Origin of the sequence: Mesorhizobium sp. 113-3-9 (assembly GCF_016756515.1) — a bacterium.
Lineage (GTDB): Bacteria > Pseudomonadota > Alphaproteobacteria > Rhizobiales > Rhizobiaceae > Mesorhizobium.
On sequence record NZ_AP023246.1, the window covers coordinates 7,314,410 to 7,336,795 of the forward strand.

The window sequence follows — 22,386 nt, forward strand, 5'->3', positions numbered from 1 at the left end:
TTGCTTTGCGGTGTGGGGCCACGTCTCGTCGATTCCACCTAAGCTTCCCCAGTTCTTGGTTGCATGGCGGCTGGTTCGAACCGCGCTGCCGAGGTGCGATCGACTTCCAGCGCACGTTCGGGGCAGGATCGCGCGCCTTGTGACGCAAGCAGTTGCTCCCCCTCCGCAACCTGAATGTCACCGGGCAGGATGTAGCCATCGTCATCAAGCTTGAAGATGTCCGGCGCTTGCGCCCAGCATCGCGCGTGACCCTGGCATTTGGCATTGTGGACGATAATGCGCATAGCGCTGCCTCCATTGTCTTGGCATGGCTCGGCGATGGTCATGACCAGTCCAGGATCAGATTTTCGATCCCGAACACATGGCCGCCACAGGTGATGGGCGCTGTACCCTCCTTGATCCGGAAGGTCGGTATGCGCGCCAGCCATTCCTCCAGGCCAATGACAATCTCGCGCCGGGCAAGGTGTGAGCCAAGGCAACGGTGGGGACCATAGCCAAAGGCGGCGTGGCGGTTGTGATCTCGCGCCAGATCGACCGTGTTGGGGGATTCGAATTCCTCCGGGTCGCGATTTGCAATCATCGTGGCGCACGAAACATAGTCCCCCTTTCGGATCGGCGCGCCTTCGAAGTCGATATCTTTCGTAGCCACGCGGATCAACTGAATGGGCGGATAGGCCCGCAGCAACTCTTCGGTTGCGAGCAGGATGCGGGCCGGTTCGCTGCGCAGCAGTTCCTGATCCTTGAGGTTGCGCGCTAGATAAGCCAGGTCAAAGCCAATAGCTGCTGCGACAGTGTCAAGTCCCGCGACGAACACAAGCACGCCGATGCCACGGATCTCCCCGTCGGTTAGCCGGCGGCCCTCGATCTGTGCCTGCACGATGAAGGTCATGAGATCGTCGACCGGATCCTTGCGGCGATTGGTTGCAAGTTCATCGATGAAAGCCACAATCTTGCGGGCAGCCACAGGTCGTTCCACATCGTCGCCGTGGAGCAGATCTTTCGCCCAGCCGACAAATGTATCGAGTCCCTGATCCGGCAACCCCAGAAACCGAAGGAAGATGCTGACAGTGAACGGAAAGGCAAAATCCTTCATGACGTCGCAGCTCGTGGCCGATGCGGTGATCCGGTCGATCAGGGCTATCGCTCGCTCACGGACAGCCGGTTCCAGTGCCGTCACCCGCTTGGGCGAAAGCAGCGGACTGAGCAGTGAGCGAAATGCGCCATGGGCCGGTGGATCGAGCTCAAGCGGGATCGTCGGCCAGGTTTCGCCCAGTATGGAGGAGAAGATGCTGCGATGGCTGGAAAAAGTTTCAGTGTCCTGCAGCACCTTACGCTGATCTGCGGCGCGGGTGATGACCCAGGTGCCCCGGCCATCTTGCGTGTTGTAGGGGGAATAGAAGATCGGAGGCCCGTCATGGGCGCAAGCGACGGCTGCGTGTGGATCCCCGTTGGGCGTTGGTGGCATGCCTGGCGATGTGAACAGGCTGAAGTCTCTCACCATTTCGGGCGGGACATGATCTGGGACCGGGTTGATCGCCATTGCATTTCTCCTGCCGTCTAACCACTAACCAGGCCGCGCACCATGGCATCTTGGTCATCTAGAGAGCCGACGAGCGAAATCGTCGGAGACCCGGCGTTTTCCAGCTTCGAACGGCGAACCGGAATGAAGCTCTTGCTCCACAGCGGTTCGGGGTCGATCATCTCTGCGAGGATATCCGCAGCGCGGCACGCGAAAGACCGGTTGGCCGCCGAAGTGCTCGCCGGTCTCCTCAAGCGCCGGCGAGAGGGCAGGAGCAAGCACATTCTGGTCGAACCGTATCTGCAGATCGATCGGTGGCCATTGGCCGGTGCCGGGCGGTTGTGACGGTGACGCCAGTCACGCCGGTCGATATTGCATTCCGCGGGCAATGCCCGTTTCGGATAGAATCTGAACTGACGCTGACCTGACATGTCGTCTTCCTTCATTGCATTGAGCGCGATATCACTCACGAATGGACGCCAGTCGGTATCTCCTGCCGTCTCACATGAGAGCTTCAAAAGTCGTGCCAACGGCGCGGAAAGAGCCCTGCAGGAGATTTTCTACATATCATTCAACAGCTTGAACGAATGCGCAGCCGCAAGCCTGGCTGTCCCGGACATGACAAACCCGACAGCAAAGTCGCGGCAGCTTCAAAATGCTCCGAGAGCACAAGGCGGCTTTTTCCATCACCTTGGGACCGTGCCCGCCTCACGCAAGCGCGGTTCAGAAAGATCACATGGCCAGCTTGCTAATGGACGTGCTGGCTTTTTTGTACCCGTTGTCGATTTCGAAGCGGTCTCGCGAGCGTCGATAGGGCGAAGCGCGTGGGCCTGTCAGCCGTCTCAATCCTGAGAACGGAGGCCATAGGGACCCTCGTCAGGTTAACCCCGATCGACTCCTGTCCCTCGTTCCGAGTTTGAGCCCAGATTTTCGCTTCGAATACGAGCCACGTGTTCGCCGCGCCGGCGACCCGGCGACCCGGCGACCCTCCGGTCCGACTTCCGACATTTTTGTCCAGCTTCGGACAAAGAGGGTCGCGGCTTGATACCCATAAAGGGGATCCCCTCCGCCCAGAGCCCACGATCTGGTGATTATGGGCGCGCTCGGTCTCGGCGAAGGCATGGTTCTGGCCGCTCAAGGCAAAGAGGGTCGCTGCAAAAAACAGTGTGAACCCAAGCCTAAAATCAAATGGCATGGCGCTTGCGTCGTACTCGGCAGAACCCATCACAAGGTGGCCAGGAGTAAGACCATTGCTGACATCGCGACGCCCCGTACAAGCGCGTACCGTTCTCGTTGCCGCGGCAAATCGAGAGCTCGTTTCTTCAGACGCCCGTGCTTGCGAGCGGTTTTGCCATGGCTGATCCAAGGCCGACACAAAACGCGCGGCGCCCGGCCGAATTGCCGGCCGAGGTCGATGCCGTGTCAGTTTCAACCGAAAAAGCAGCGCACCAGTTTTCCTCCAGGAGCACATTGATGACCGTCAAAAAAAAGGTTCCTTTCGTCACCTTTCGCACGCGTGTTCGCGATGACTCCATCGAGGGGCCAAACCCGTACCGCTGGGAAGACAAGACATCCGACGACTATTTCCGCGGCAAGCGCATCATCCTGTTCTCGCTGCCCGGTGCCTTCACCCCGACCTGCTCGACCTTGCAGTTGCCCGATTTCGAAATGCTCTACGACGAGTTCGAGAAGGAGGGAATTGACGCGATCTACTGCGTTTCCGTCAACGATGCCTTCGTCATGAATGCCTGGGGCAAGGCCCTGGGGCTGCAGAAAGTCCAGCTCATCCCAGACGGCTCGGGCGAGTTCACCCGCAAGATGGGCATGCTGGTTGCCAAGGACAATCTCGGCTTCGGCATGCGCTCCTGGCGCTACGCTGCCGTGATCAACAATGGCGTAGTGGAGCAGTGCTTCGAGGAGGACGGTTTCTGCGACAACTGCGAGGCCGATCCCTATGGCGTATCGTCGCCGCAGAACGTCCTTGAAACGTTGAGAGCCGCCAAAGCCGTGACGGCTGCATGATCTAGACGAGTCAACGTCTCGAAAATCCCCTTGCACAAGGCGAAGGGTCGCTCGGTAGGAGTTTCACGCTAGCCATGGAGTCCTCAGCAAGCCTGCTTCAGCGTCAGAAGCAATCGTTGGTTTTGACGCCGCAAATGATGGAATCCATTCGCCTGTTGCAACTGGCGCATCCCGAACTGCATCAGTTCGTCGAGCAGGAAATCGAGAAGAACCCCTTTCTGGAACGGGCCTCAAACCGGGCGCCGAAGGACATTCCGTCGATTTCGGCCGGGAACCCGCGCATCGGGCCGACCACGGGCGGAATATCGGATCGGGCCTCGCAGTGGAAATCAATCCGCGGCAAAAACAATGTCCAACCGGGGGGAAACCATGCGTTCGAAGATTCCTGGACGTCCATCGAAACATTGCACGACCATGTCGCTCGTCAGATCGCTCTCAGCGCATTCGCGCCGCTGGAGCGGCGAATAGCTGGCGAGCTTGCCGGTCATCTGGAAGACACCGGATACCTTCCGGTGAACCTTTCGGAACTGGCCCGCAGCCTGAATGTCCGGGAGGCTGTTGTGGAACGGGTTCTCGGAACCTTGCAGCAGTTCGATCCACCGGGTATTTTTGCGCGAACTCTCAGCGAATGCCTTGAGATACAATTGCGGCAGCTAGACAGGTTCGACCCGGCAATGGCAGCGCTGGTCGCCAATCTTGAAGCGCTGGCGCGACGCGATTTTCAAACATTGAAGCGCCATTGCGGTGTCGATGAAGACGACCTTCTCGAAATGTTGCACGAAATCCGCGCGCTCGATCCCAAGCCCGGAAACCGATTCCAATCCGGAGGGCCTGAATCGATCATTCCCGACGTCTTGGTCCAGCCCTCTCCCGGAGGTGGGTGGCAAATCGAACTCAATCCAGACACGCTGCCTAGGCTGCTGATGAACCAAAACTATTTTGCCCAGGTCTCCCGCCTAAGCGCTCAAAATTCGAAAGATCAGTCATTTCTCAACGAATGCCTCCAAAACGCGAACTGGCTAATCCGCAGCCTTGATCAGCGCGCCAAGACGATCCTCAAGGTAGCGGCTGAAATCATCCGCCAGCAGGACGCCTTTTTTGAACATGGGGTCGCCCACCTGCGGCCTCTCAATCTCAGGACTGTCGCGGATGCGATCAACGTGCACCAGTCGACGGTAAGCCGGGTAACGTCGAACAAGTACATGCTGACCCCGCGCGGCGTGTTCGAACTGAAGTATTTTTTCACTGTCGCGATCGGCTCCTCCGAAGGCGGCGACGCGTACTCCGCCGAAGCTGTCCGCCATCAAATCAAGGCGATGGTTGCCGTGGAATCGCCCAACGAAGTGCTTTCAGACGACGACATTGCCACCCGGCTCAAGGAAACCGGGATCGACATTGCTCGCCGCACCGTTGCGAAATATCGTGAGGCGCTGAACATCCCGTCCTCCGCGCGACGTCGCCGGGAAAAGCGCGTGCGTCTTCGATGCCAATCAAGCCCGGTCGGCGGCGGCGACGAAAGCGGCTCTTAAGCGAGCCCGTTCTTGATCCGTGCCAAGTGGCTTTCGCCTTCCTCCGGGCCAAAACAGCTTTCGAAATCGCCGCATTCCTGACAACTGGGCGCGGTGCATAGCGAAAGGCCTTCAGCCTCGCAGAGCTTACGATAGAAATACTTCTTCCATTTCATGTTTTTGGTGTTGCCGGCCGCCAGCGCCGGGAAATGCCTGGCCATTAAGCGGCTGAGTTCGGCCCGATTGAAAAGGCCAAGGTCCTGCCACAGATGGTCATTGCGCAAACTGCGCCTGGCGATGATCTTGGCGAAGAGGGGGCTCGCCGGATCGCCTGGCCTGGCATGCCCAATAAGCAAGCCGCGCAGAAGCCCTTCCTCCATATCCGGCTCGGGATCGGTCAGCTTTTCCAGCGCGAAGGCGTTGACGGGAACAGCCGGGAAATAGCGTGTCATGACATCTCGCAGGTCGGCACGCGAAAGGCCGGTTGCTTCGGTCGCGGTCGCCTTGCCGGCCTCGACCTCCTCGAACGCGAGGTAGAAAACACAGGCAAGCACATGCCGGTCGAACGCCGCCGCCTGGTCTGTCGGCGGCCATTGGCTGGTGCTGAAACAGCCACGGTGATGGGCGAATGTGGCGCCGTTCTGCTGGTCTTGTTCCCAGCTCATGCAGCAAGCTGGTCGGCCGCAAGGTGGGTCTGGCAGTTCTTCGGGCAGACGCGGCCGCAGGCGCCGCAGCCGATGCAGCGGCCGGCATGGTCGACGATCATGACCATGCGGTTGAGCTCGCCGTCGAAGTCGTCGTCCTCGCCCGCGCAGATGCCGAGGATTTCGCCTGCGTCATCGACGCCATGAAGGTGCATGACCTCGCGCGAGCAGACCTTGAAGCAGCGGCCGCAGCCGATGCAGGTCGCGCCATCGATCGCCGTCAGATAGTGCGGCGTCCAGGGAGAGCCGTCGCGGGTGACGAAAGCGCCCGTCATTGTGAATTCTCCAACGCTGCGAGTTCTTCCTTTGCCGCATCCAACTCGGCAAAAACCTCGAAGGCTTTCCAGGCGACCGCCTCGATCTCGGTCCAGTTGACCGGAAGGTCCTCGGCAAGGTCGTGCAATTCCATCTTGGCGGCTCCCGCGCGCGACTGCAGCTTGCGGACCTTCTTCTGCAACAGCGCAAGGTCTGACATGATCCCCTTCCTCGCAAGCCGGTCGTTACGCCCGCGCCATGTCGGGACGCGCTTCGATGGCCACGAGCGCATCGCCGGCGCGCCGGCCTCGGCGGGTTTCCGGAACGTCTCGAAGCCGAACCGGTGATGCCGATGGACGCTGCAGCCAGCTTATGCAATCCCGCGCGGCGAGACGCAGGTCCGTATCCTTCGAGTTCGGCATAAGAGCGGTTGAGCGCAGACGACAATCAAGATCTTGTTCCCGACGTCGACGCGGGCGGTGAGCGCATATCGTGAGGGTGTCGATTTGGCGACGCCCCTATGCCAGAGAAGGCGGATCTCGCGTGGATCCGGCGCGTTGCTTTCCTTCGCTCCATTGATCGCATCAACCAGGATCTAAATAATCGCGAGGCGGCTGCCGCCTCAGGAGGAAGCCTCAAGCGCCGTGCCGGGAACGCAGGACGCAGCTCATAAAAAGTTGTCTTCATCCCATTCATGGGTTTGCTCAAGAGCGCGGCAGGAAGACAGGCCGGCACCAGGCGTGTCGTGGATTGGACAAGCCCGACGACAGGTTGCGGCCGCCTTTTCAGGACCGGCCCGACAGGATTGCTGGGGAGGCAAGCTGAATTCACGCCGCGTTCAACCGCGTTGCACATTGGTCTCATCCCACTCCCCCTTTGTCAGTTCCAAGGCCTGCCGCTCGAACAGGCGGCGGTAGATGCCGTCGCGACGGATCAGCGCGGCATGGTCGCCCTGCTCGGTGATGCAACCACGGTCGAAGACAAGCAGCCGGTCGAGTGCCCGCACCGTCGAAAGCCGGTGCGCAATGACGAGCGTGGTGCGCCCGACCATGAGCCGCTCCATCGCCTTCTGGATCAGCACCTCCGATTCCGAGTCGAGGCTTGATGTCGCCTCGTCCAGAATCAGGATCGGGGCATCGGCGAGGAAGGCGCGCGCTATCGCCACACGCTGGCGCTCGCCGCCTGAAAGCTTAACGCCGCGCTCGCCGACCAGCGTACCGTAGCCGTTCGGCAGGCGCGCAATAAAGTCATGCGCGCTGGCGAGCCGCGCCGCCTGCTCGACATCGGACCGAGAAGCACCCGGCCGCCCATAGGCTATGTTCTCGGCCAGCGAGCGGTGGAACAGGAGGGGCTCCTGCTGTACGATCGCGATCTGGGAGCGCAGCGAGCCCTGCGTCACCCGCGAGATGTCCTGCCCATCGATCAAGATTCGTCCAGCATCCAGGTCGTAAAGCCGCTGGATGAGCTTGACGAAGGTGGTCTTGCCGGAGCCAGAGGGGCCGACCAGACCGACCCGTGCGCCGGCCTCAATCGAAATCGACAAGTCGCTGTAGAAGGGCGACCAATGATTGCCGTAGTGGAAATGGACGCTCTCAAAATCGATGTGACCCTTCGTGATCCGGATCGGCTTGGCGCCCGGAACATCGGCCACGTCGGGCGGCTGGCTGTAGGTTTGGACCAGTTCCTCCATCTCATTTACAGAGCGCTGGATGTTGCGCACGTGTATGGAAACATCACGCAAGTACCCATACAGGACGGTGAAAGACCCGAGCACCAAGGCGATGTCACCTGGGGTAGCCTGGCCGCGCGACCACAAAAATAAGGCATAGCCGATCAAAGCCGCTCTCAGCGCAAGAAGCATGATCCCCTGGAATGCAGCACTGACCGTCCCGCGCACCCAGGTCCGGAGGGTGCGGTGCCGCCACTTGGAGATAACTTTCGCCAGGCGATGATCTTCCCGCCCCTCGGCGCCGAAGCCTTTGACCACAGCGTTACAGCTGATCGCGTCCGCAAGCGAGCCGCCAAGCCTCGTATCCCAGTTGTTGGCGAGGTTTGCGGCTGGCGCCACATAGCCGAGCGACAGGACAATGATCAGCGCCACATAGCCAACCGAGCCGCAAGCGATGATCAGCCCCATCATCGGCCAATACCAGCCGAGCAGAACGCTCGACCCCACGAGCATGATGAGCGACGGGAACAAGGCAAGAAGGATCGTGTCGTTAAGGAGGCAGAACGCCCACATGCCGCGCGTGATCTTGCGCACCGTAGAGCCGGCGAAGGTTTTCGCATGCCAATCGGTCGAAAAGCGCTGGACGCGATGGAACGCGTCGCTGGCGATGTCCGACATCATCTTCAGAATGAAGTCATTGACGGCAATGAAGGCGATGTTGCGCATGACGACGGCGCCGAGTGCGAGCGCAATCAACATTGAAAAGGCCGCAAGTGCCGCATCCCACACGACGGCGTCGGCTGCCGCTCCTTGGGCGACCGCGTTTACGAGCCGTCCGGAATAGAGCGGCGTCAGAACGTCAAGGAGCGTTGCCACCAGCACCGCGATCATAATGATCGGGAGCCGGACCGGTTGCCTGCTCCAGTGGCGCATGGTGAAGGCGAAAACGTCGCGAAAGGCGGCGCCGCGTAGATCGATGTGAAAACGCCGCGTGGCTTTGTAAGAGCGCAGCAGGCCGCTCGGTCTCAAGAAACCCGAAATGGAAGGTCTGCGTGAGGACGAAAACATCGCTCGGAATGCGGGTGGCTGATCTGGAGCTGACATGTTGGTTTCTTTCCTTCGTTCCATCGATCGCGATGTCACCCGCGAGATGAATATCGGCCGCGGGCACGCGCTGCCCTACGAGGAGAGAACCGCAAAAGCCGCGCCAAAGGCTCAGAAAGAAGCTCAGAAGAATTTTCTGCATATTCTACAATGACAAACGAGATCTCAGCAGGGCAACGGGGGCGTAACAGTGGCGTGTCGCGCACTCGACAAACCCGACAGGACGCCTCGGTCGCGCGGGCATCCTTGGCGAACGGCCCGACAGGATTACTCCTCACGCGAAGCGGAATCTACGCCCGATTCAACGGCGTTCCGCGTTGAACAATTCCCGCCGATGTCGGAAATGCGACATAGCAGTGTTAGAGCCATCATGTTGTTTTGAAATGATTCCCTTCTTTGGCACGGTCCATGCGTAGCTGTTCGCGAACGCGTCCGGCCTGAAGGAGAGACAGTCCATGATCAAGCGCACCGAGAACGCCGTGACCTAAAGACCGCGCTTGCCGGGGGCCGAGCCGGCGCAACGCTGGCGCACCAAGGTCGAGGCGGGTTGCCGCGCCGGCGCCAAGAAGCGCGCAGGCCGAATGTGGCGGCGGCAACTCCTTCGGCTGACCATCATCATCATCATGACAGACCGGGCGTGCGCCTTGTGTGATTGCGCTCAGGAGAAGGATCACATCCATGAGACCTGTTTATCTGGACAACAACGCAACGACACGGGTCGATCCGGAAGTCGTTCAAGCGATGCTGCCGTTTTTTACCGACCATTTCGGCAACCCTTCGTCGAGCCACGATTTTGGCGCTTCCGCCGGGGCGGCGGTGAGAAAGACGCGCCTGCAGGTGCAAACGCTCATCGGCGCGGAGTTCGACGACGAGATCACCTTCACCTCGGGCGGGACGGAAAGCGACAACGCGGCGATCCTTTCAGCGCTCGAGGTGATGCCTGAGCGCACAGAGATCGTGACTTCCGCAGTCGAGCATTCGGCCGTGCTGACGCTTTGCGCCCACCTGGAGAAGACGCGCGCCATCAAGGTGCATAGGATCCCGGTGGATCGCCACGGCCGGCTCGACCTCGACACTTATAAGGCCGCCCTCACCCCGCGCGTGGCGATCGTCTCGATCATGTCGGCGAACAACGAGACCGGAACGATCTTCCCGGTGGTCGAGCTTGCTGAGTTGGCCAAAGAAGTCGGCGCCCTTTTCCATACCGACGCGGTGCAAGCGGTCGGCAAGCTTGCGATCGACCTGAAATCGACGGCAATCGATATGCTGTCTCTCTCCGGTCACAAATTACACGGACCGAAAGGGATCGGCGCACTTTATATAAAGCGCGGCGTGCGCTTCTGTCCGCTGATCAAGGGGGGAGGCCAGGAGGGCAACCGCCGCGCCGGCACGGAGAATACGCCAGGCATCGTCGGCCTCGGCGTGGCAGCCGATCTTGCCTTGAACTTCATGGACGACGCGAACACACGGGTAAAGGCGTTGCGCGACCGCCTGGAGAAGGAACTTCTCCAAAGCATCCCAGACGCCTTCGTCGCCGGCGATCTGCTAAAGCGGTTGCCGAATACCGCAAACATCGCCTTTGGAGATATCGAAGGTGAGGGCATACTGCATTTCCTCAATCGCGAGGGCATTGCCTGCTCCTCCGGCTCTGCTTGCGCCTGCGGCTCGCTGGAGCCGAGCCACGTCTTGGTGGCGATGAATATCCCCAATAACGCGGCACACGGTGCAATCCGTTTCTCCTTTTCGCGCAACAACGGCGAGGAGGACGTCGACCGGGTGCTCGAGGTCATGCCCGGGATCGTGAAGAAGCTGCGTGAGCTTTCCCCATCTGCCAGCCAGGCGAGAGAACTTCAATCAACTCCAGGCCTGGGCGACAAGGCAAACCCGACAACCGTTTCCGGCCCAGGAGAATGCAATGCGCAGTTGTTTCGCTGAAAGCCGCGCCATCGATGTCACCGACATCCTCGCCCGGCTGAAGAGCCTGTCGGCTGCGGAGGAGTTCTTCGCAGTCCTTGGCATCTCTTATGATCCGAGGGTGCTCAATGTCTCACGGCTGCATATCCTGAAGCGCATGGGCCAATATCTCGCTGAAGAGGATTTCGCCGGTCTTCCCGACGGGGTGATCGCCGCGCGGGCGCGTGCGACGTTGGAACGCGCCTATGAGGATTTCGCGACATCCTCGCCACTCACCCACCGGGTCTTCAAGGTGCTCAAAGAGCACGATCCCGACAAACCGGCCACTCGGGACCACACCTTTGTCCCGTTCGAGTCGATCCTGAAGCGGTTCGGGACAGAATGAACGCGACACGAGTGCGACGCGACAATGTCGAAAAGCCGACAAACTCGGTCATCACGACGGTACCGTTCGGAAGAAAACAACCCCATGTCAAAAGGAAACAGAGCAACGCAAAGCGGTTGGCACGAATGATGCTGCGAAGGAGATGAACGCCAGGGCCGCTTGCGGATTGGAGCCGAGAAAGACGCAATGCACATTGTAATCTGTATCAAGCAGGTGCCGGACTCCGCGCAGATACGTGTCCACCCGGTGACGAACACGATCATGCGCCAGGGCGTGCCGACCATCATCAACCCTTACGACCTGTTCGCCCTCGAAGAGGCACTGAGATTGCGCGACGCCCATGGCGGCGAGGTCACCGTGCTTACGATGGGTCCGCCGATGGCAGAAGATGCGCTGCGCAAGGCGCTCACCTATGGCGCCGACCGCGCGGTACTCTTGACCGACCGCTGTTTTGCCGGCTCCGACACGCTGGCGACCTCCTTCGCGCTTTCTCGGGCAATCGTGAGAATTGGCGAGACCTTCGGCGCGCCGGACATCGTCTTCGCCGGCAAGCAGACGATTGACGGCGATACCGCCCAGGTCGGGCCCGGCATCGCCAAGCGCCTCGGCCTCCTGCAGTTCACCTATGTGGCGAAGATCGACTCTATCGATGTCGATGCTCGCGAGATCACCGTCAAGCGCCGTTCGGAAGGCGGTACGCAGATGCTGAAAAGCAGGCTGCCTTGCCTCATCACAATGCTGGAAGGCACCAACGAAATCCGCAGAGGCTCGCTCGAGGACGCCATGCGCGCCGCGCGCAGCCAGATCGTGAAATGGAGCGCGGCCGAAGCTGGCATTGAGGACCTCAACAAATGCGGCCTGCGCGGCTCGCCGACGGTCGTCAAGCGCGTTTTCGCCCCAACCACGAGGGCGGAAAAGGCGACGCAGATCGACATGACCGACAAGACGCAGCACGACCTCGCTGACGAACTGATCGCCGCAATCTTTACCCGCCAGCCAGCGCTGGAACACGAACTCGCCTTCGACGGCGGCCAGTGACGGAACGGCAAGGAGAGATGATGTCGAACGCGAACCGCGAAGCTCCTCCTTCCGCCGGCCGTGCCGGCATCAAGAGGGAATTGCCTGAGCACTTTAGGGACTATCGGCACGTCTGGGTTTTCATCGAACTGGAACGCGGCGAGGTCCATCCCGTGTCCTTCGAACTGCTTGGCGAAGGCCGCAAGCTCGCCGACAAGCTAGGCATCCAGCTTGCGGGGATCGTGCTCGGACCGCCGGGCGAGGCCACGCAGCATGCCGTTGCCGAGGCCTTCGCTTACGGCGCCGAGCTTGTCTACCTGGTCGAGGCACCGCTGCTTGCCGACTATCGCAACGAGCCTTTCACCAAGGCGATGACGGATCTGGTCAATACCCACAAACCGGAGATCCTGCTTCTCGGTGCGACCACGCTCGGCAGGGATCTCGCTGGCTCAGTAGCGACGACCTTGCTGACAGGGCTCACTGCCGACTGTACCGAACTCGATGTGGTCGACGGTTCGCTCGCCGCGACCCGTCCGACTTTCGGCGGTTCCTTGCTGTGCACGATCTATACGCTGAACTACCGGCCGCAGATGGCCACCGTACGACCGAGGGTTATGGCCATGCCACCGCGGACGGACAAGCCGGTCGGGCGTGTCATCCGGCACAAGCTGTCAATGACCGAGGAAGAGATCATCACCAAAGTCCTTGGCTTCAACCTCGATCGCCAGTCGGCAAAGGCAAATCTCGCCTACGCCGACATCGTGGTTGCCGGAGGCCTCGGTCTCGGCTCAGCGGAGAATTTGCAGCTTGTGAAGAATCTAGCGCGGGCAATCGGCGCCGAATATGGCTGTTCGCGCCCGTTGGTCCAGAAGGGCTGGATGCCTGCCGATCGGCAGGTTGGCCAAACGGGCAAGACCATCCGGCCAAAGCTTTACATAGCGGCCGGGATTTCCGGCGCCATTCAGCATCGGGTTGGCGTGGAGGGGGCTGATTTGATCGTAGCCATCAACACCGACCCGAACGCCCCGATCTTCGAATTTGCCCATCTCGGCATCGTCACCGACGCAATCCGTTTCCTGCCGGCATTGACGGAAGCTTTCACCCGGCGGCTGTCGCCGCACAGCCACGACAAGCTTGCGAGCTAAGGGAGAGGGCCATGATCGAGGAAGAATTCGACGCCATCGTCGTCGGGGCCGGTATGTCCGGAAACGCGGCCGCCTACACCATGGCAAGCCAGGGCCTGACGGTGCTGCAGTTGGAGCGCGGCGAGTATCCGGGCTCCAAGAATGTCCAGGGCGCCATCATGTACGCCGACATGTTGGAGCAAATCATTCCGGATTTCCGGGATGATGCGCCTCTCGAGCGGCATCTGGTCGAGCAGCGATTCTGGGTGATGGACGACACCTCCCACACCGGGATGCAGTATCGATCGGACGATTTCAACGAGGCGAAGCCCAATCGCTACACGATCATCCGCGCCCAATTCGACAAGTGGTTTTCGCGCAAGGTGCGCCAGGCCGGCGCGACGGTGCTGTGCGAGACGACGGTGACCGAACTTGTCCGCAATGCCAGCGGCAAGGTGATCGGCGTGCGCACCGACCGGGCTGGCGGGCCGATCTACGCGGACGTCGTCGTGCTCGCAGAAGGTGTCAACGGACTGCTCGGTACACGGGCCGGCCTGCGCAAGATGCCGAAGCCAGAAAGCGTGGCGCTCGCTGTCAAGGAAATGCATTTCCTACCCGATGAGGTCATTGAGCAGCGGTTCGGCCTCCAGGGCGACGAAGGCTGCGTGATCGAAGCGGCGGGCACGATTTCCCGCAGCATGGCCGGACTGGCCTTCCTCTACACCAACAAGGAGTCGATCTCTCTCGGCATTGGCTGCCTCGTCTCCGATTTCGCCCAGACAATGGAGAGCCCTTACGTCCTCCTCGACAACTTCAAAAACCATCCTTCGATCCGGCCGCTGATCGCGGGCTCGGAAGTCAAGGAGTATTCCGCGCATCTCATTCCCGAAGGTGGCTACAAGGCAATTCCGCAGCTCTTCGGCGACGGTTGGGTGGCGGTCGGTGATGCCGCCCAACTGAACAACGCTATTCACCGCGAGGGTTCGAACCTTGCCATGACTTCCGGTCGCATCGCGGGCGAGGCAATCATTGAGATCAAGGGCCGCAACCAGCCGATGATCAGGAGGAACCTCGCCCTCTACAAGACCATGCTGGACAAGTCCTTCGTAGTCAAAGACCTGATGAAATATAAGGACATGCCGGCCCTGATACACACCAATTCCCGCAATTTCTTCATGACTTACCCGCAGTTGATGTCGCAGGCCGCGCAGAACTTCATGCGGGTCGACGGAACCCCGAAAATCGAGAAGGAAAAGGCGACCACTGCTGCCTTCATCAAGGCGCGTTCGCGCTGGGGGCTGATCAGCGATGTGGTCCGCCTGGCACTCGCCTGGCGCTGAAGGAGAAACAGGATGACGATGGCCGTGACGAAGTTACGTGTCGAGGAGAAGCTTTATCAGAACCGCTATCTGGTCGATCCGGGCCGCCCGCATATCAAAGTGCGACCGCACGAGAGGCCGAGCGCGAACCTGCTCGCGCTGACACACATCTGCCCGGCCAAATGCTATGAGTTGAACGACAAGGGACAGGTGGAGACCACTTCCGACGGCTGCATGGAATGCGGCACCTGTCGCGTGCTGTGCGAGGCCAGCGGTGAGATCGTGTGGAATTACCCGCGCGGCGGCTTCGGCGTTCTCTTCAAGTTCGGATGACTGGCGCAAAGAGCGGGAAACGAGAGGCTCGGAATGCGGTCAAGACCGCCAATATTGTTCACAATTGCCGAAAGGCTGAAAATACTATGTTTCTGGAACTCAAAATACAAAAAAGGGCCTGGGAGGAGCACCTTGGACAACCCTTGAGGTGTTTGCATGGCTCACATGCTTCCAGATCAGGTCGGTGAAATTGTATCTCGGAACACCCCGCCTGAACCTGCGGTCGAAGCGGCGCGCAATGCGGACAGCTTGCTCGGGGGAATCTACGAGATATCGAAGATTCTGACTGCCCCGACCCGGCTGGAGATTACGCTTGCCAATGTCGCGAATATCCTCTCCTCGTTTGTGCAAATGCGTCATGGCGCAATTGTCGTCCTGGACGCTGAAGGAGAGCCGCAGATTAGCGCAACTACCGGCGGCGCTGTGCCTCAGTCAGCCATCGGCAGTGTCATACCCCAGGCCGTAATAGACAAAATCGTCGCTACTGGAGTGCCGATCGTCATACAAGACACAAGCACGTCGGAGCTGTTTCAGGCCGATCCTCAATCGACCAGCGGCACGATCGCAACTGCGTTTATCGGTGTCCCGCTAAAGGCTGAGGAAAAGATCTTCGGGACGCTGTCGATCGACCGGGTCAGGAACGGTACCACCAAGTTCCGTTACGAGGAGGACTTACGTTTCCTGGCCATGGTCGCCAATCTGGTCGGCCGGACCATCCGCCTGCATCGCACTTTGAGCACGGCTGGTCAGCGACTTATCGAGAAGCAACCGAGACCAGAGCAATCGCTCGACGAGGACAGGACCCATCCGGCCCGACATCCGCATGTCAAGATCGACGGAATCATCGGAGAAAGTCCCGCACTCAAGCAAGTGCTGGAGATCGTCTCGGTCGTGGCCAGGACCAATTCCACCGTGCTTCTGCGAGGCGAAAGCGGTACCGGCAAGGAGTTCTTTGCACAGGCCATCCATAAGCTTTCGCATCGGAGGGAGAAATCCTTCGTCAAATTGAACTGCGCCGCATTGCCCGAAAGCGTCTTGGAATCGGAGCTCTTTGGCCACGAGAAGGGCGCCTTCACCGGGGCTATCCTGCAGCGCGCCGGCCGGTTCGAATTGGCGAATGGCGGAACCCTGCTGCTTGATGAAATCGGCGAGATTTCGCCTGCCTTTCAAGCCAAGCTGTTGCGCGTCTTGCAGGAAGGAGAACTTGAGCGAGTGGGCGGCACCAGGACCCTAAAGGTTGACGTGCGGCTCATATGCGCCACCAACAAGGACCTCGAGATGGCTGTCCGGAATGGAGAGTTCAGGGCCGACCTTTATTACCGCATCAATGTGGTGCCAATAGTCTTGCCTCCCCTCAGAGAGCGGCCGGGCGATATTCCACGCCTTGCCAAAGCTCTCCTCGATAGATTCAACAAGGAGAACCATCGCGATCTTGCCTTCACGCCGTCGGCGCTTGACCTGATCTCGCAATGCTATTTCCCTGGCAACGTGCGTGAGTTGGAGAATTGTGTGCGACGGACGGCCACACTTGCGCGTTCAATGACAATCACTCCGTCGGATTTCGCCTGCCAGAACAGCCAGTGCCTTTCTTCGCTTCTGTGGAAAGGAGTCGGCCGTTCGCACGGCGCCTATGCCGTCGACGAGTTCGCACGTGGCAATATGATGCCGGTTGGATCGCCGCTGCCTGCCATGCGAGTCGGCCCCTCCCAGAATGAGGCATCGCCCGGCGAGACCTGCGACCCCAACCATCCAGCTTGCCCAGCAATCAACCAGCGTCTGACGGAACGCGACCGACTGATCGATGCGATGGAGAAAGCCGGCTGGGTTCAGGCCAAGGCGGCTCGTTTCCTCGGTCTCACGCCGCGGCAGGTCGGCTATGCTCTGCGCCGGCATCATATCGAAGTGAAGAAGTTCTAAACGTCCCTGATGACATCAAACGTGGGGGCGCGGTTGCTGCCCGCACCGGGCGTAACTGAGACAAGACGTCACTTTTCGCGTTGCTTTTGACCGTTGTCGGCGACCTGACAAAACCGTGTCGCAGGAAACGGACACAATTGGACACAAAAGGCCGACGTAAAAGCCAACATGACGGATAAGACCGCTTTTGGGGTTGGCATATCTCTTGCGCTCTGAAGTGCGATGTTCACACCACGCACGGAGCCGCTCCATGTCCGCACCGATGATTTCGCTACAGGGCCTTTCCGGCACGACAGTCTTCGATCAGTCGCCGGCGAGAGCGAAATCCGGTGGCTGCGCATCTTCATCCTGCGGCTCCTCCGCGAAGCCGCACGAGATGGACTCGGTCGTCTGGGAGAAGATCAAGGATCATCCCTGCTTTTCAGAGGAAGCGCACCACTATTTCGCGCGCATGCATGTGGCGGTCGCCCCAGCCTGCAATATTCAATGCAACTACTGCAATCGCAAATATGACTGCGCCAACGAAAGCCGGCCTGGGGTCGTTTCGGAAAGGCTGACGCCCGACCAGGCGCTGCGCAAGGTGATCGGGGTTGCCAACGAAGTGCCGCAGCTTTCCGTGCTTGGCATCGCCGGACCGGGCGATGCCTGTTACGACTGGAAGAACACAAAGGCGACATTCCAACGGGTCGCCAAGGAAATCGGCGACATCAAGCTGTGCATCTCAACCAACGGGCTCGCGCTGCCAGACCGCGTCGCCGAGCTTGCCGAAATGAATGTCGATCACGTGACGATCACCATCAACATGGTCGACCCGCGGATCGGTGCCAAGATCTATCCGTGGATCTTCTATGGCAACCGCCGTTATACCGGCGTTGAGGCCGCCACGATCCTGCACGAACGACAGATGTCGGGGCTGGAGATGCTGACGGCGCGCGGCATCCTCACCAAGATCAATTCGGTAATGATCCCCGGCGTAAACGATGAGCACCTGATCGAGGTGAATAAATGGGTCAAGGAGCGCGGCGCGTTCCTGCACAATGTCATGCCGCTGATTTCCGACCCGGCGCACGGTACGCATTACGGCCTGAGTGGGCAGCGCGGCCCCAAGGCAATGGAGCTGAAGGCCCTTCAGGATCGTCTCGAAGGCGGCGCCAAGTTGATGCGCCACTGCCGGCAGTGCCGGGCCGATGCTGTCGGCCTGCTCGGCGAGGATCGTGGCCAGGAATTCACGCTCGACCGGCTTCCCGACAAGGTCACGTACGACGCCAGCAAGCGCGAGACATATCGGGCAGTGGTCGCGCGCGAGCGGGGCGATCGCCTGGCGGCCAAGAGCGAGGCGCTCGGGATGGTCAAGACCGCAGGCTCCGGCAAATCGCTTCTGGTAGCGGTGGCGACCAAGGGTGGCGGCCGCATCAACGAGCATTTCGGCCATGCGAAGGAATTCCAGGTTTATGAGGCCTCTCCGAAAGGGATCAGTTTCGTCGGTCATCGCAAGGTCGAACAGTATTGCCTCGGCGGCCGGGCCGAGGACAAGAGCCTCGACGGCGTCATCTCTACGCTCGAAGGCGTAGACATCGTGCTGTGCGCGAGAATTGGAAATTGCCCCGAGGATCGTCTCAAGGAAGGTGGGATCCGAGCAACGGAGGCTTACGGGTATGACTACATCGAGACCGCGATCGGCGCGCTTTACGCCGCCGAGTTTGGGAGTGAGCCACTGGCTGCGACGGCCTGAGCCGCCTCATTCTAACCGAACCGGAGTTGAAAATGGCCTTTAAGATCATCGCTTCCCAATGCACCCAGTGCGGTGCCTGTGAGTTTGAATGCCCTTCGGGCGCGATTAAGTTCAAGGGCGAGACCTACGTGATCGATCCGAAAAAGTGCACCGAATGCGAGGGGACCTTCGAAACGCAGCAATGCGCCTCGGTATGTCCGGTGTCGAAGACTTGCGTCCCTGCCTGACCTCCATTTCGGCTACTGACACGGTCGAGGCGCCTCCGCAGGACCATCGACCTCCTGTTGGAAAGCTGCAGCCGAGAGAAAGGAACGGCCATGAGCCTCGGACGCGAACAGGACATCGAAATCCGTACACCCCCGCGATTCATGCCGGGTGAGCGGGTCCGCGCCACACGCCACATAAAAAATGACGGCACCTATCCGGGCAAGGAGATCGGTGAAAATCTGGTGCGCAAAGGCGACGAGGGCTATGTGCGCGACATCGGCACCTTTCTCCAGCAGTTCTACATCTATGCGGTCGAATGGGTCGATCGCGGCACCGTCGTCGGCATGCGTGCGCGTGAACTCATGAGCCTTGAGACGGCCCGGACTCCTTCCAGTGCCGAAATCGGTGCTGGGTTTGACGAAGGAACGGCCCGATGAGGGTAATGATCCGCAGGACCCGTGCTGGCTTGTCGGCATATATTCCCAAAAAGGATCTCGAAGAGCCGATCATCAAGGTCGACAACGAACACTTATGGGGTGGCGCCGTGACGCTGAAGAACGGCTGGCGGCTAGTCCTGCCCGACCTTCCGCGCGATACGCCTTTGCCGATTACCGTGGAAGCAAGGAAGATTTCCGACGAGGACTGACCTTCGGGTTGACACAAAGAGAGCGGCAAAGGGATACGAGCATGAACACAATGACCTCGGGCCATCTCGTCGTCATTCGGGACAGTTTTGCCGAAAGGCAGCTTGACCTTTTGAAGAAAGGGCTCGCGGCCGATCAGGTCATTCCCTATCTCGGCCCGGGTCTGCTTGAGATCCGCTCCGCGGGACCGCCCGTACCGCATACCCCCGAAGCCGTTGCCGCAGCGCTCAACAAGCGCGCGCCAGCCCCTTCGAAGATTCGCACCAACATGTGGTCGGTAGCGCAGTATATCGAACAGCGCCGGCACCGCCGGACGCTTCAAGTTTGGATGGCCGAAATATTCGCGGCCCCGGTGGTGCCGACCATCTTGCATGCCTGGCTTGCAACGCTGCCGCTCTCCGTGATCGTCGACAGCTGGTACGACGGTGCCATGCGCGCGGCTCTAATACAGACCCGCCGAACGGACGTCGTCGAAATACAGGGCGTAACACGGGCGCACGAGATCGGTGACATTTGGACGAAAGCCTACGATTTGTCCGGGATATTACTCGAATCCGCACCAGCGGCGAAGACGGTTCTCTACGCCCCTCACGGCGGTGCCAGGCCGGCCGCAAACTTCCTCGTCGCAGATTCCGACTACGTTGAAGTGCTGAGCGAAATCGACATCCAGACGCCGATCCCTGACCTGGTGAAGGAACGGCGAGCTAGTCGTGGTGTTTTCTTCATCGGCTGCCGCTTCAACGATCAGATGCTGCGCACCTATGCCCGGCAGATCATGAAGCGCTCCAATGGCCCACATTTTGCGGCAATCGATACAGCGACGCTGACCAAGAACGAGCGTCGTTTCCTTGCGGCAAGCGCAATCACGGTCATTGACATGCCGACGGGTCAGGCCGCAGCCCGTCTCGTCGGACTGGGCGAGACATTGCATGAAGCCAAACGGGGTATCGTTTGAGCCATTCTCAGACACCTCAACATTGCCGAAAAGGTAAAACGGGCAATTGACTTCCGGGTTTTTCAACAACTCCGAGAGGCACTCTGAAAAGCTACGACGGTTATTGCATTCGAGGCTGCAGCGGATATGGCATTCGATGCTGCGGATGAACACAGCGGCGACGGGCTCGAACCAGCCGAGCAGAGCATAGTCTGGCGCCAGGGTTGTCGCGGCGAGCGGTCGCAGCTGATCGGCTTCACTTGGCGGTAAAAGCTGTGGCACGGCGCGATGACCAGGGCCGGTTGGGGTCGATGCCAATCGAGCTAAGGCCAAGCGTGCTCACCGCATAGGCGGTCACCTGCCACTGCCATATAGGCGGTCACCTGCCACTGCCATCCCAGAGCGTCAGGATGATCGCGTTGCGCGACAGCTTGGCGCGCCGCAGACGCGAGCGATTGGTTCAGGGCAGCCCGCTTCGCCATCAACGAGACCCGCTGCTGCATGAGTTGTAACGCCCGCACCACGGCGCCGCGAATCCGCGCTTGTGGCGCCATGACCTTGAGGCGAGTGAGTTCGGCGCTAACAACGCAGACTGAACCAATCCGATCAGCCCGGCCCATGCCGGAGAGCACGGCGACCAATGCCGCCAGCTCCACCACGCAGGGGGACACGATCCCGCCTGCGGCTAAGCGCGAGTTGAAAAGCATACGTCGACGCCCGCCATTTCCGCATGCACCGCCTTGGATAAGGCCTGCCTCGAGGCATGATGCGGGCCTGGTTGGCTTTCCTGTCGATGCCAGCTTCGTAAGCAGCGGCTCCCGCGAGGTCGAGCAGTTCTAACTGGCGGCTTGAGTTGACGGCGCTCACGCACAGCCGTTCCAGGTGCGGCCAGTTATGCGGCCTTCCCCTTCCCATTTGGCTTGGGCAAGCTTCTGGGTGATCCTCTGCATCGCCGGTCGCAGAGAGGTCCGGTCTGCAAAGTCAGCACAGGCCACTATTGCGGCCGCCTCGAGATGTATGCGTCCCTCTCATCTGTTTGGCCGGACTGGGCGAGCTTGCACCCGGTCGGACATGCAGTCCAACCTGGATGCGCGCTTCCACATCAAGCCGCATGAAGGCGAAGAAAATCCTCATACGTCGCTTGCAACCCGGCACCAAGGGACGTTTTGGCTTTCCAGCCAAGGTTACGCAAGCGCGTTACGTCCAGTAGCTTGCGCGGAGTACCGTCTGGCTTCGTCGTGTCGAACACCAAATTGCCCTCCCAGCAGACCGCCGCCTTGACGAGTTCCGCCACCTCGCGAATTGTGACGTCCTCACCAACGCCAACATTAATCAGGGGCGCAGTGTCGGGGGCTGTCAAGGCGTCAAAATCCGAATCTGGCAGGCCAAGCAGGAACGCAATGGCATCGCCTACATCCGACGAATACATAAACTCTCGCCGAGGATTTCCGGATCCCCAGACCCCCACAGAGGAGTCGCCGTTCATTTTAGCTTGATGAAAGCGGCGTATCAGAGCAGGCAGAACGTGACAATTTTCGGGGTGATAATTATCGCCGGGACCATATAAATTGGTCGGCATCAACGCGAGATAGCGCGCCTTGTACTGCCGGTTGAAAGACCAGCACGATTCGACACCTGCGATTTTTGCCAAAGCGTAGGGACGATTCGTCGCTTCAAGCGGACCGGTGAGAAGGTATTCCTCCCGTATCGGCTGCGGACAGTCGCGTGGATAGATACACGAGGAGCCAAGAAAAATCATCCGTTCGACGCCGGAAGCGTAAGCGGCATCAAAAACACTGACTTGAATCGCGAGGTTGTTATGAAGGAAATCGACAGGGGAGCTGGCGTTCGCCAGTATACCACCAACCTTCGCGGCGCACATAACGACGTAATCTGGCCGCTGCGACATGAAGAACCTGCGCGTCTCGCTCCGGTCAAATAGATCCAGTTCGTCGTGAGTACGTGTTATTATCTCATAGGATCCTAACGCCTCGAGGGCTCTCATCGTGGCCGATCCAACAAGGCCGCGATGGCCTGCCACATAGACTTTCTTCATCTTTTTGTTTTCCATTGTTAACG

At 59.9% G+C, this 22,386-nt stretch carries 25 protein-coding genes; 15 read left to right on the plus strand and 10 right to left on the minus strand.

The genetic code is table 11. The features are described from left to right. Positions 1 to 38 precede the first annotated feature (38 nt). The 4 genes from MesoLj_RS34920 to MesoLj_RS34935 all read right to left on the minus strand — a co-directional run bounded on the left by MesoLj_RS34920 (position 39) and on the right by MesoLj_RS34935 (position 3,003). Positions 39 to 284, minus strand: coding sequence for a ferredoxin (locus MesoLj_RS34920; RefSeq protein WP_027056547.1), 246 nt, complete (start codon positions 282 to 284; stop codon positions 39 to 41). A gap of 38 nt (positions 285 to 322) precedes the next feature. Continuing rightward, positions 323 to 1,540, minus strand: coding sequence for a cytochrome P450 (locus tag MesoLj_RS34925; protein ID WP_010913582.1), 1,218 nt, complete (start codon positions 1,538 to 1,540; stop codon positions 323 to 325). A 17-nt stretch (positions 1,541 to 1,557) separates the two neighbouring features. After that, complete coding sequence (locus MesoLj_RS34930; RefSeq protein ID WP_010913581.1) at positions 1,558 to 1,989, minus strand: hypothetical protein; 432 nt, start codon at positions 1,987 to 1,989, stop codon at positions 1,558 to 1,560. Between the two features lie 852 nt (positions 1,990 to 2,841). Beyond that, positions 2,842 to 3,003, minus strand: coding sequence for a hypothetical protein (locus MesoLj_RS34935; protein ID WP_202296339.1), 162 nt, complete (start codon positions 3,001 to 3,003; stop codon positions 2,842 to 2,844). Between MesoLj_RS34935 and MesoLj_RS34940 the strand changes: the two genes are divergently transcribed. Together MesoLj_RS34940 and rpoN are read left to right on the plus strand one after the other, a co-directional pair. Further along, positions 2,993 to 3,541, plus strand: coding sequence for a peroxiredoxin (locus MesoLj_RS34940; protein ID WP_096458527.1), 549 nt, complete (start codon positions 2,993 to 2,995; stop codon positions 3,539 to 3,541). The two genes, MesoLj_RS34935 and MesoLj_RS34940, sit on opposite strands and share 11 nt — an antisense overlap. A 74-nt stretch (positions 3,542 to 3,615) precedes the next feature. Continuing rightward, entirely contained in the window at positions 3,616 to 5,070 is a 1,455-nt protein-coding gene (rpoN, locus tag MesoLj_RS34945; protein WP_096453603.1) for an RNA polymerase factor sigma-54, read from the plus strand. Here the strand turns inward: rpoN and MesoLj_RS34950 are convergent. The 4 genes from MesoLj_RS34950 to MesoLj_RS34965 form a co-directional block, all read right to left on the minus strand. Then, positions 5,067 to 5,714 carry a nitrogen fixation protein NifQ gene (locus MesoLj_RS34950; protein WP_202324397.1) on the minus strand — a complete coding sequence of 216 codons (648 nt, stop codon included), beginning with the start codon at positions 5,712 to 5,714 and terminating at the stop codon, positions 5,067 to 5,069. The genes rpoN and MesoLj_RS34950 overlap by 4 nt on opposite strands. Continuing rightward, a complete protein-coding gene (gene fdxB, locus MesoLj_RS34955) occupies positions 5,711 to 6,028 on the minus strand; it encodes a ferredoxin III, nif-specific (protein ID WP_096453599.1) in 318 nt (105 codons plus the stop codon). Before fdxB ends, MesoLj_RS34950 begins: the two co-directional genes overlap by 4 nt. Further along, on the minus strand, positions 6,025 to 6,228 hold the full coding sequence (locus MesoLj_RS34960; protein WP_027033180.1) for a CCE_0567 family metalloprotein: 204 nt from the start codon (positions 6,226 to 6,228) through the stop codon (positions 6,025 to 6,027). The genes fdxB and MesoLj_RS34960 overlap by 4 nt, the downstream gene beginning before the upstream one ends. A gap of 618 nt (positions 6,229 to 6,846) precedes the next feature. After that, complete coding sequence (locus tag MesoLj_RS34965) at positions 6,847 to 8,745, minus strand: ABC transporter ATP-binding protein (RefSeq protein ID WP_244730954.1); 1,899 nt, start codon at positions 8,743 to 8,745, stop codon at positions 6,847 to 6,849. A gap of 34 nt (positions 8,746 to 8,779) precedes the next feature. Between MesoLj_RS34965 and MesoLj_RS34970 the strand changes: the two genes are divergently transcribed. From MesoLj_RS34970 to MesoLj_RS35030, 13 genes are all read left to right on the plus strand, one after another. After that, complete coding sequence (locus MesoLj_RS34970) at positions 8,780 to 8,935, plus strand: hypothetical protein (protein ID WP_171903241.1); 156 nt, start codon at positions 8,780 to 8,782, stop codon at positions 8,933 to 8,935. A gap of 524 nt (positions 8,936 to 9,459) precedes the next feature. Then, positions 9,460 to 10,716, plus strand: coding sequence for a cysteine desulfurase NifS (nifS, locus tag MesoLj_RS34975; protein WP_199201488.1), 1,257 nt, complete (start codon positions 9,460 to 9,462; stop codon positions 10,714 to 10,716). Beyond that, a complete protein-coding gene (nifW, locus tag MesoLj_RS34980) occupies positions 10,697 to 11,080 on the plus strand; it encodes a nitrogenase stabilizing/protective protein NifW (RefSeq protein ID WP_199201487.1) in 384 nt (127 codons plus the stop codon). Before nifS ends, nifW begins: the two co-directional genes overlap by 20 nt. Before the next feature lie 186 nt (positions 11,081 to 11,266). Then, on the plus strand, positions 11,267 to 12,118 hold the full coding sequence (locus tag MesoLj_RS34985) for an electron transfer flavoprotein subunit beta/FixA family protein (RefSeq protein WP_202324399.1): 852 nt from the start codon (positions 11,267 to 11,269) through the stop codon (positions 12,116 to 12,118). 20 nt (positions 12,119 to 12,138) lie between these two features. After that, on the plus strand, positions 12,139 to 13,242 hold the full coding sequence (locus MesoLj_RS34990) for an electron transfer flavoprotein subunit alpha/FixB family protein (RefSeq protein ID WP_202324402.1): 1,104 nt from the start codon (positions 12,139 to 12,141) through the stop codon (positions 13,240 to 13,242). A gap of 11 nt (positions 13,243 to 13,253) precedes the next feature. Next, a complete protein-coding gene (locus tag MesoLj_RS34995; RefSeq protein ID WP_027056558.1) occupies positions 13,254 to 14,561 on the plus strand; it encodes an FAD-dependent oxidoreductase in 1,308 nt (435 codons plus the stop codon). Between the two features lie 12 nt (positions 14,562 to 14,573). After that, a complete protein-coding gene (locus MesoLj_RS35000; RefSeq protein WP_006333856.1) occupies positions 14,574 to 14,873 on the plus strand; it encodes a ferredoxin family protein in 300 nt (99 codons plus the stop codon). Positions 14,874 to 15,029: 156 nt separating this feature from the next. Beyond that, complete coding sequence (nifA, locus tag MesoLj_RS35005; RefSeq protein WP_044548983.1) at positions 15,030 to 16,790, plus strand: nif-specific transcriptional activator NifA; 1,761 nt, start codon at positions 15,030 to 15,032, stop codon at positions 16,788 to 16,790. A gap of 250 nt (positions 16,791 to 17,040) precedes the next feature. After that, positions 17,041 to 18,522 carry a nitrogenase cofactor biosynthesis protein NifB gene (gene nifB / locus MesoLj_RS35010; RefSeq protein ID WP_202324405.1) on the plus strand — a complete coding sequence of 494 codons (1,482 nt, stop codon included), beginning with the start codon at positions 17,041 to 17,043 and terminating at the stop codon, positions 18,520 to 18,522. Between the two features lie 32 nt (positions 18,523 to 18,554). Next, positions 18,555 to 18,749 (plus strand): 4Fe-4S binding protein, encoded by a 195-nt coding sequence (locus MesoLj_RS35015; RefSeq protein ID WP_010913566.1) that lies wholly within the window; start codon positions 18,555 to 18,557, stop codon positions 18,747 to 18,749. Between the two features lie 90 nt (positions 18,750 to 18,839). After that, on the plus strand, positions 18,840 to 19,166 hold the full coding sequence (locus tag MesoLj_RS35020; protein WP_096453587.1) for a nitrogen fixation protein NifZ: 327 nt from the start codon (positions 18,840 to 18,842) through the stop codon (positions 19,164 to 19,166). Continuing rightward, on the plus strand, positions 19,163 to 19,375 hold the full coding sequence (gene nifT / locus MesoLj_RS35025; protein WP_010913564.1) for a putative nitrogen fixation protein NifT: 213 nt from the start codon (positions 19,163 to 19,165) through the stop codon (positions 19,373 to 19,375). Before MesoLj_RS35020 ends, nifT begins: the two co-directional genes overlap by 4 nt. Positions 19,376 to 19,416: 41 nt before the next feature. Further along, positions 19,417 to 20,328, plus strand: a complete 912-nt coding sequence (locus MesoLj_RS35030) for an SIR2 family NAD-dependent protein deacylase (protein WP_202324408.1) — start codon at positions 19,417 to 19,419, stop codon at positions 20,326 to 20,328. A 302-nt stretch (positions 20,329 to 20,630) separates the two neighbouring features. Here MesoLj_RS35030 and MesoLj_RS35035 read toward each other — a convergent pair whose 3' ends face one another. Further along, positions 20,631 to 21,014, minus strand: coding sequence for a hypothetical protein (locus MesoLj_RS35035; RefSeq protein WP_069091040.1), 384 nt, complete (start codon positions 21,012 to 21,014; stop codon positions 20,631 to 20,633). A gap of 395 nt (positions 21,015 to 21,409) precedes the next feature. Beyond that, the gene (locus MesoLj_RS35040) at positions 21,410 to 22,378 is read right to left on the minus strand and encodes a GDP-L-fucose synthase family protein (RefSeq protein WP_027033168.1); all 969 of its coding nucleotides are present in this window, start codon (positions 22,376 to 22,378) and stop codon (positions 21,410 to 21,412) included. Positions 22,379 to 22,386: the final 8 nt, after the last annotated feature.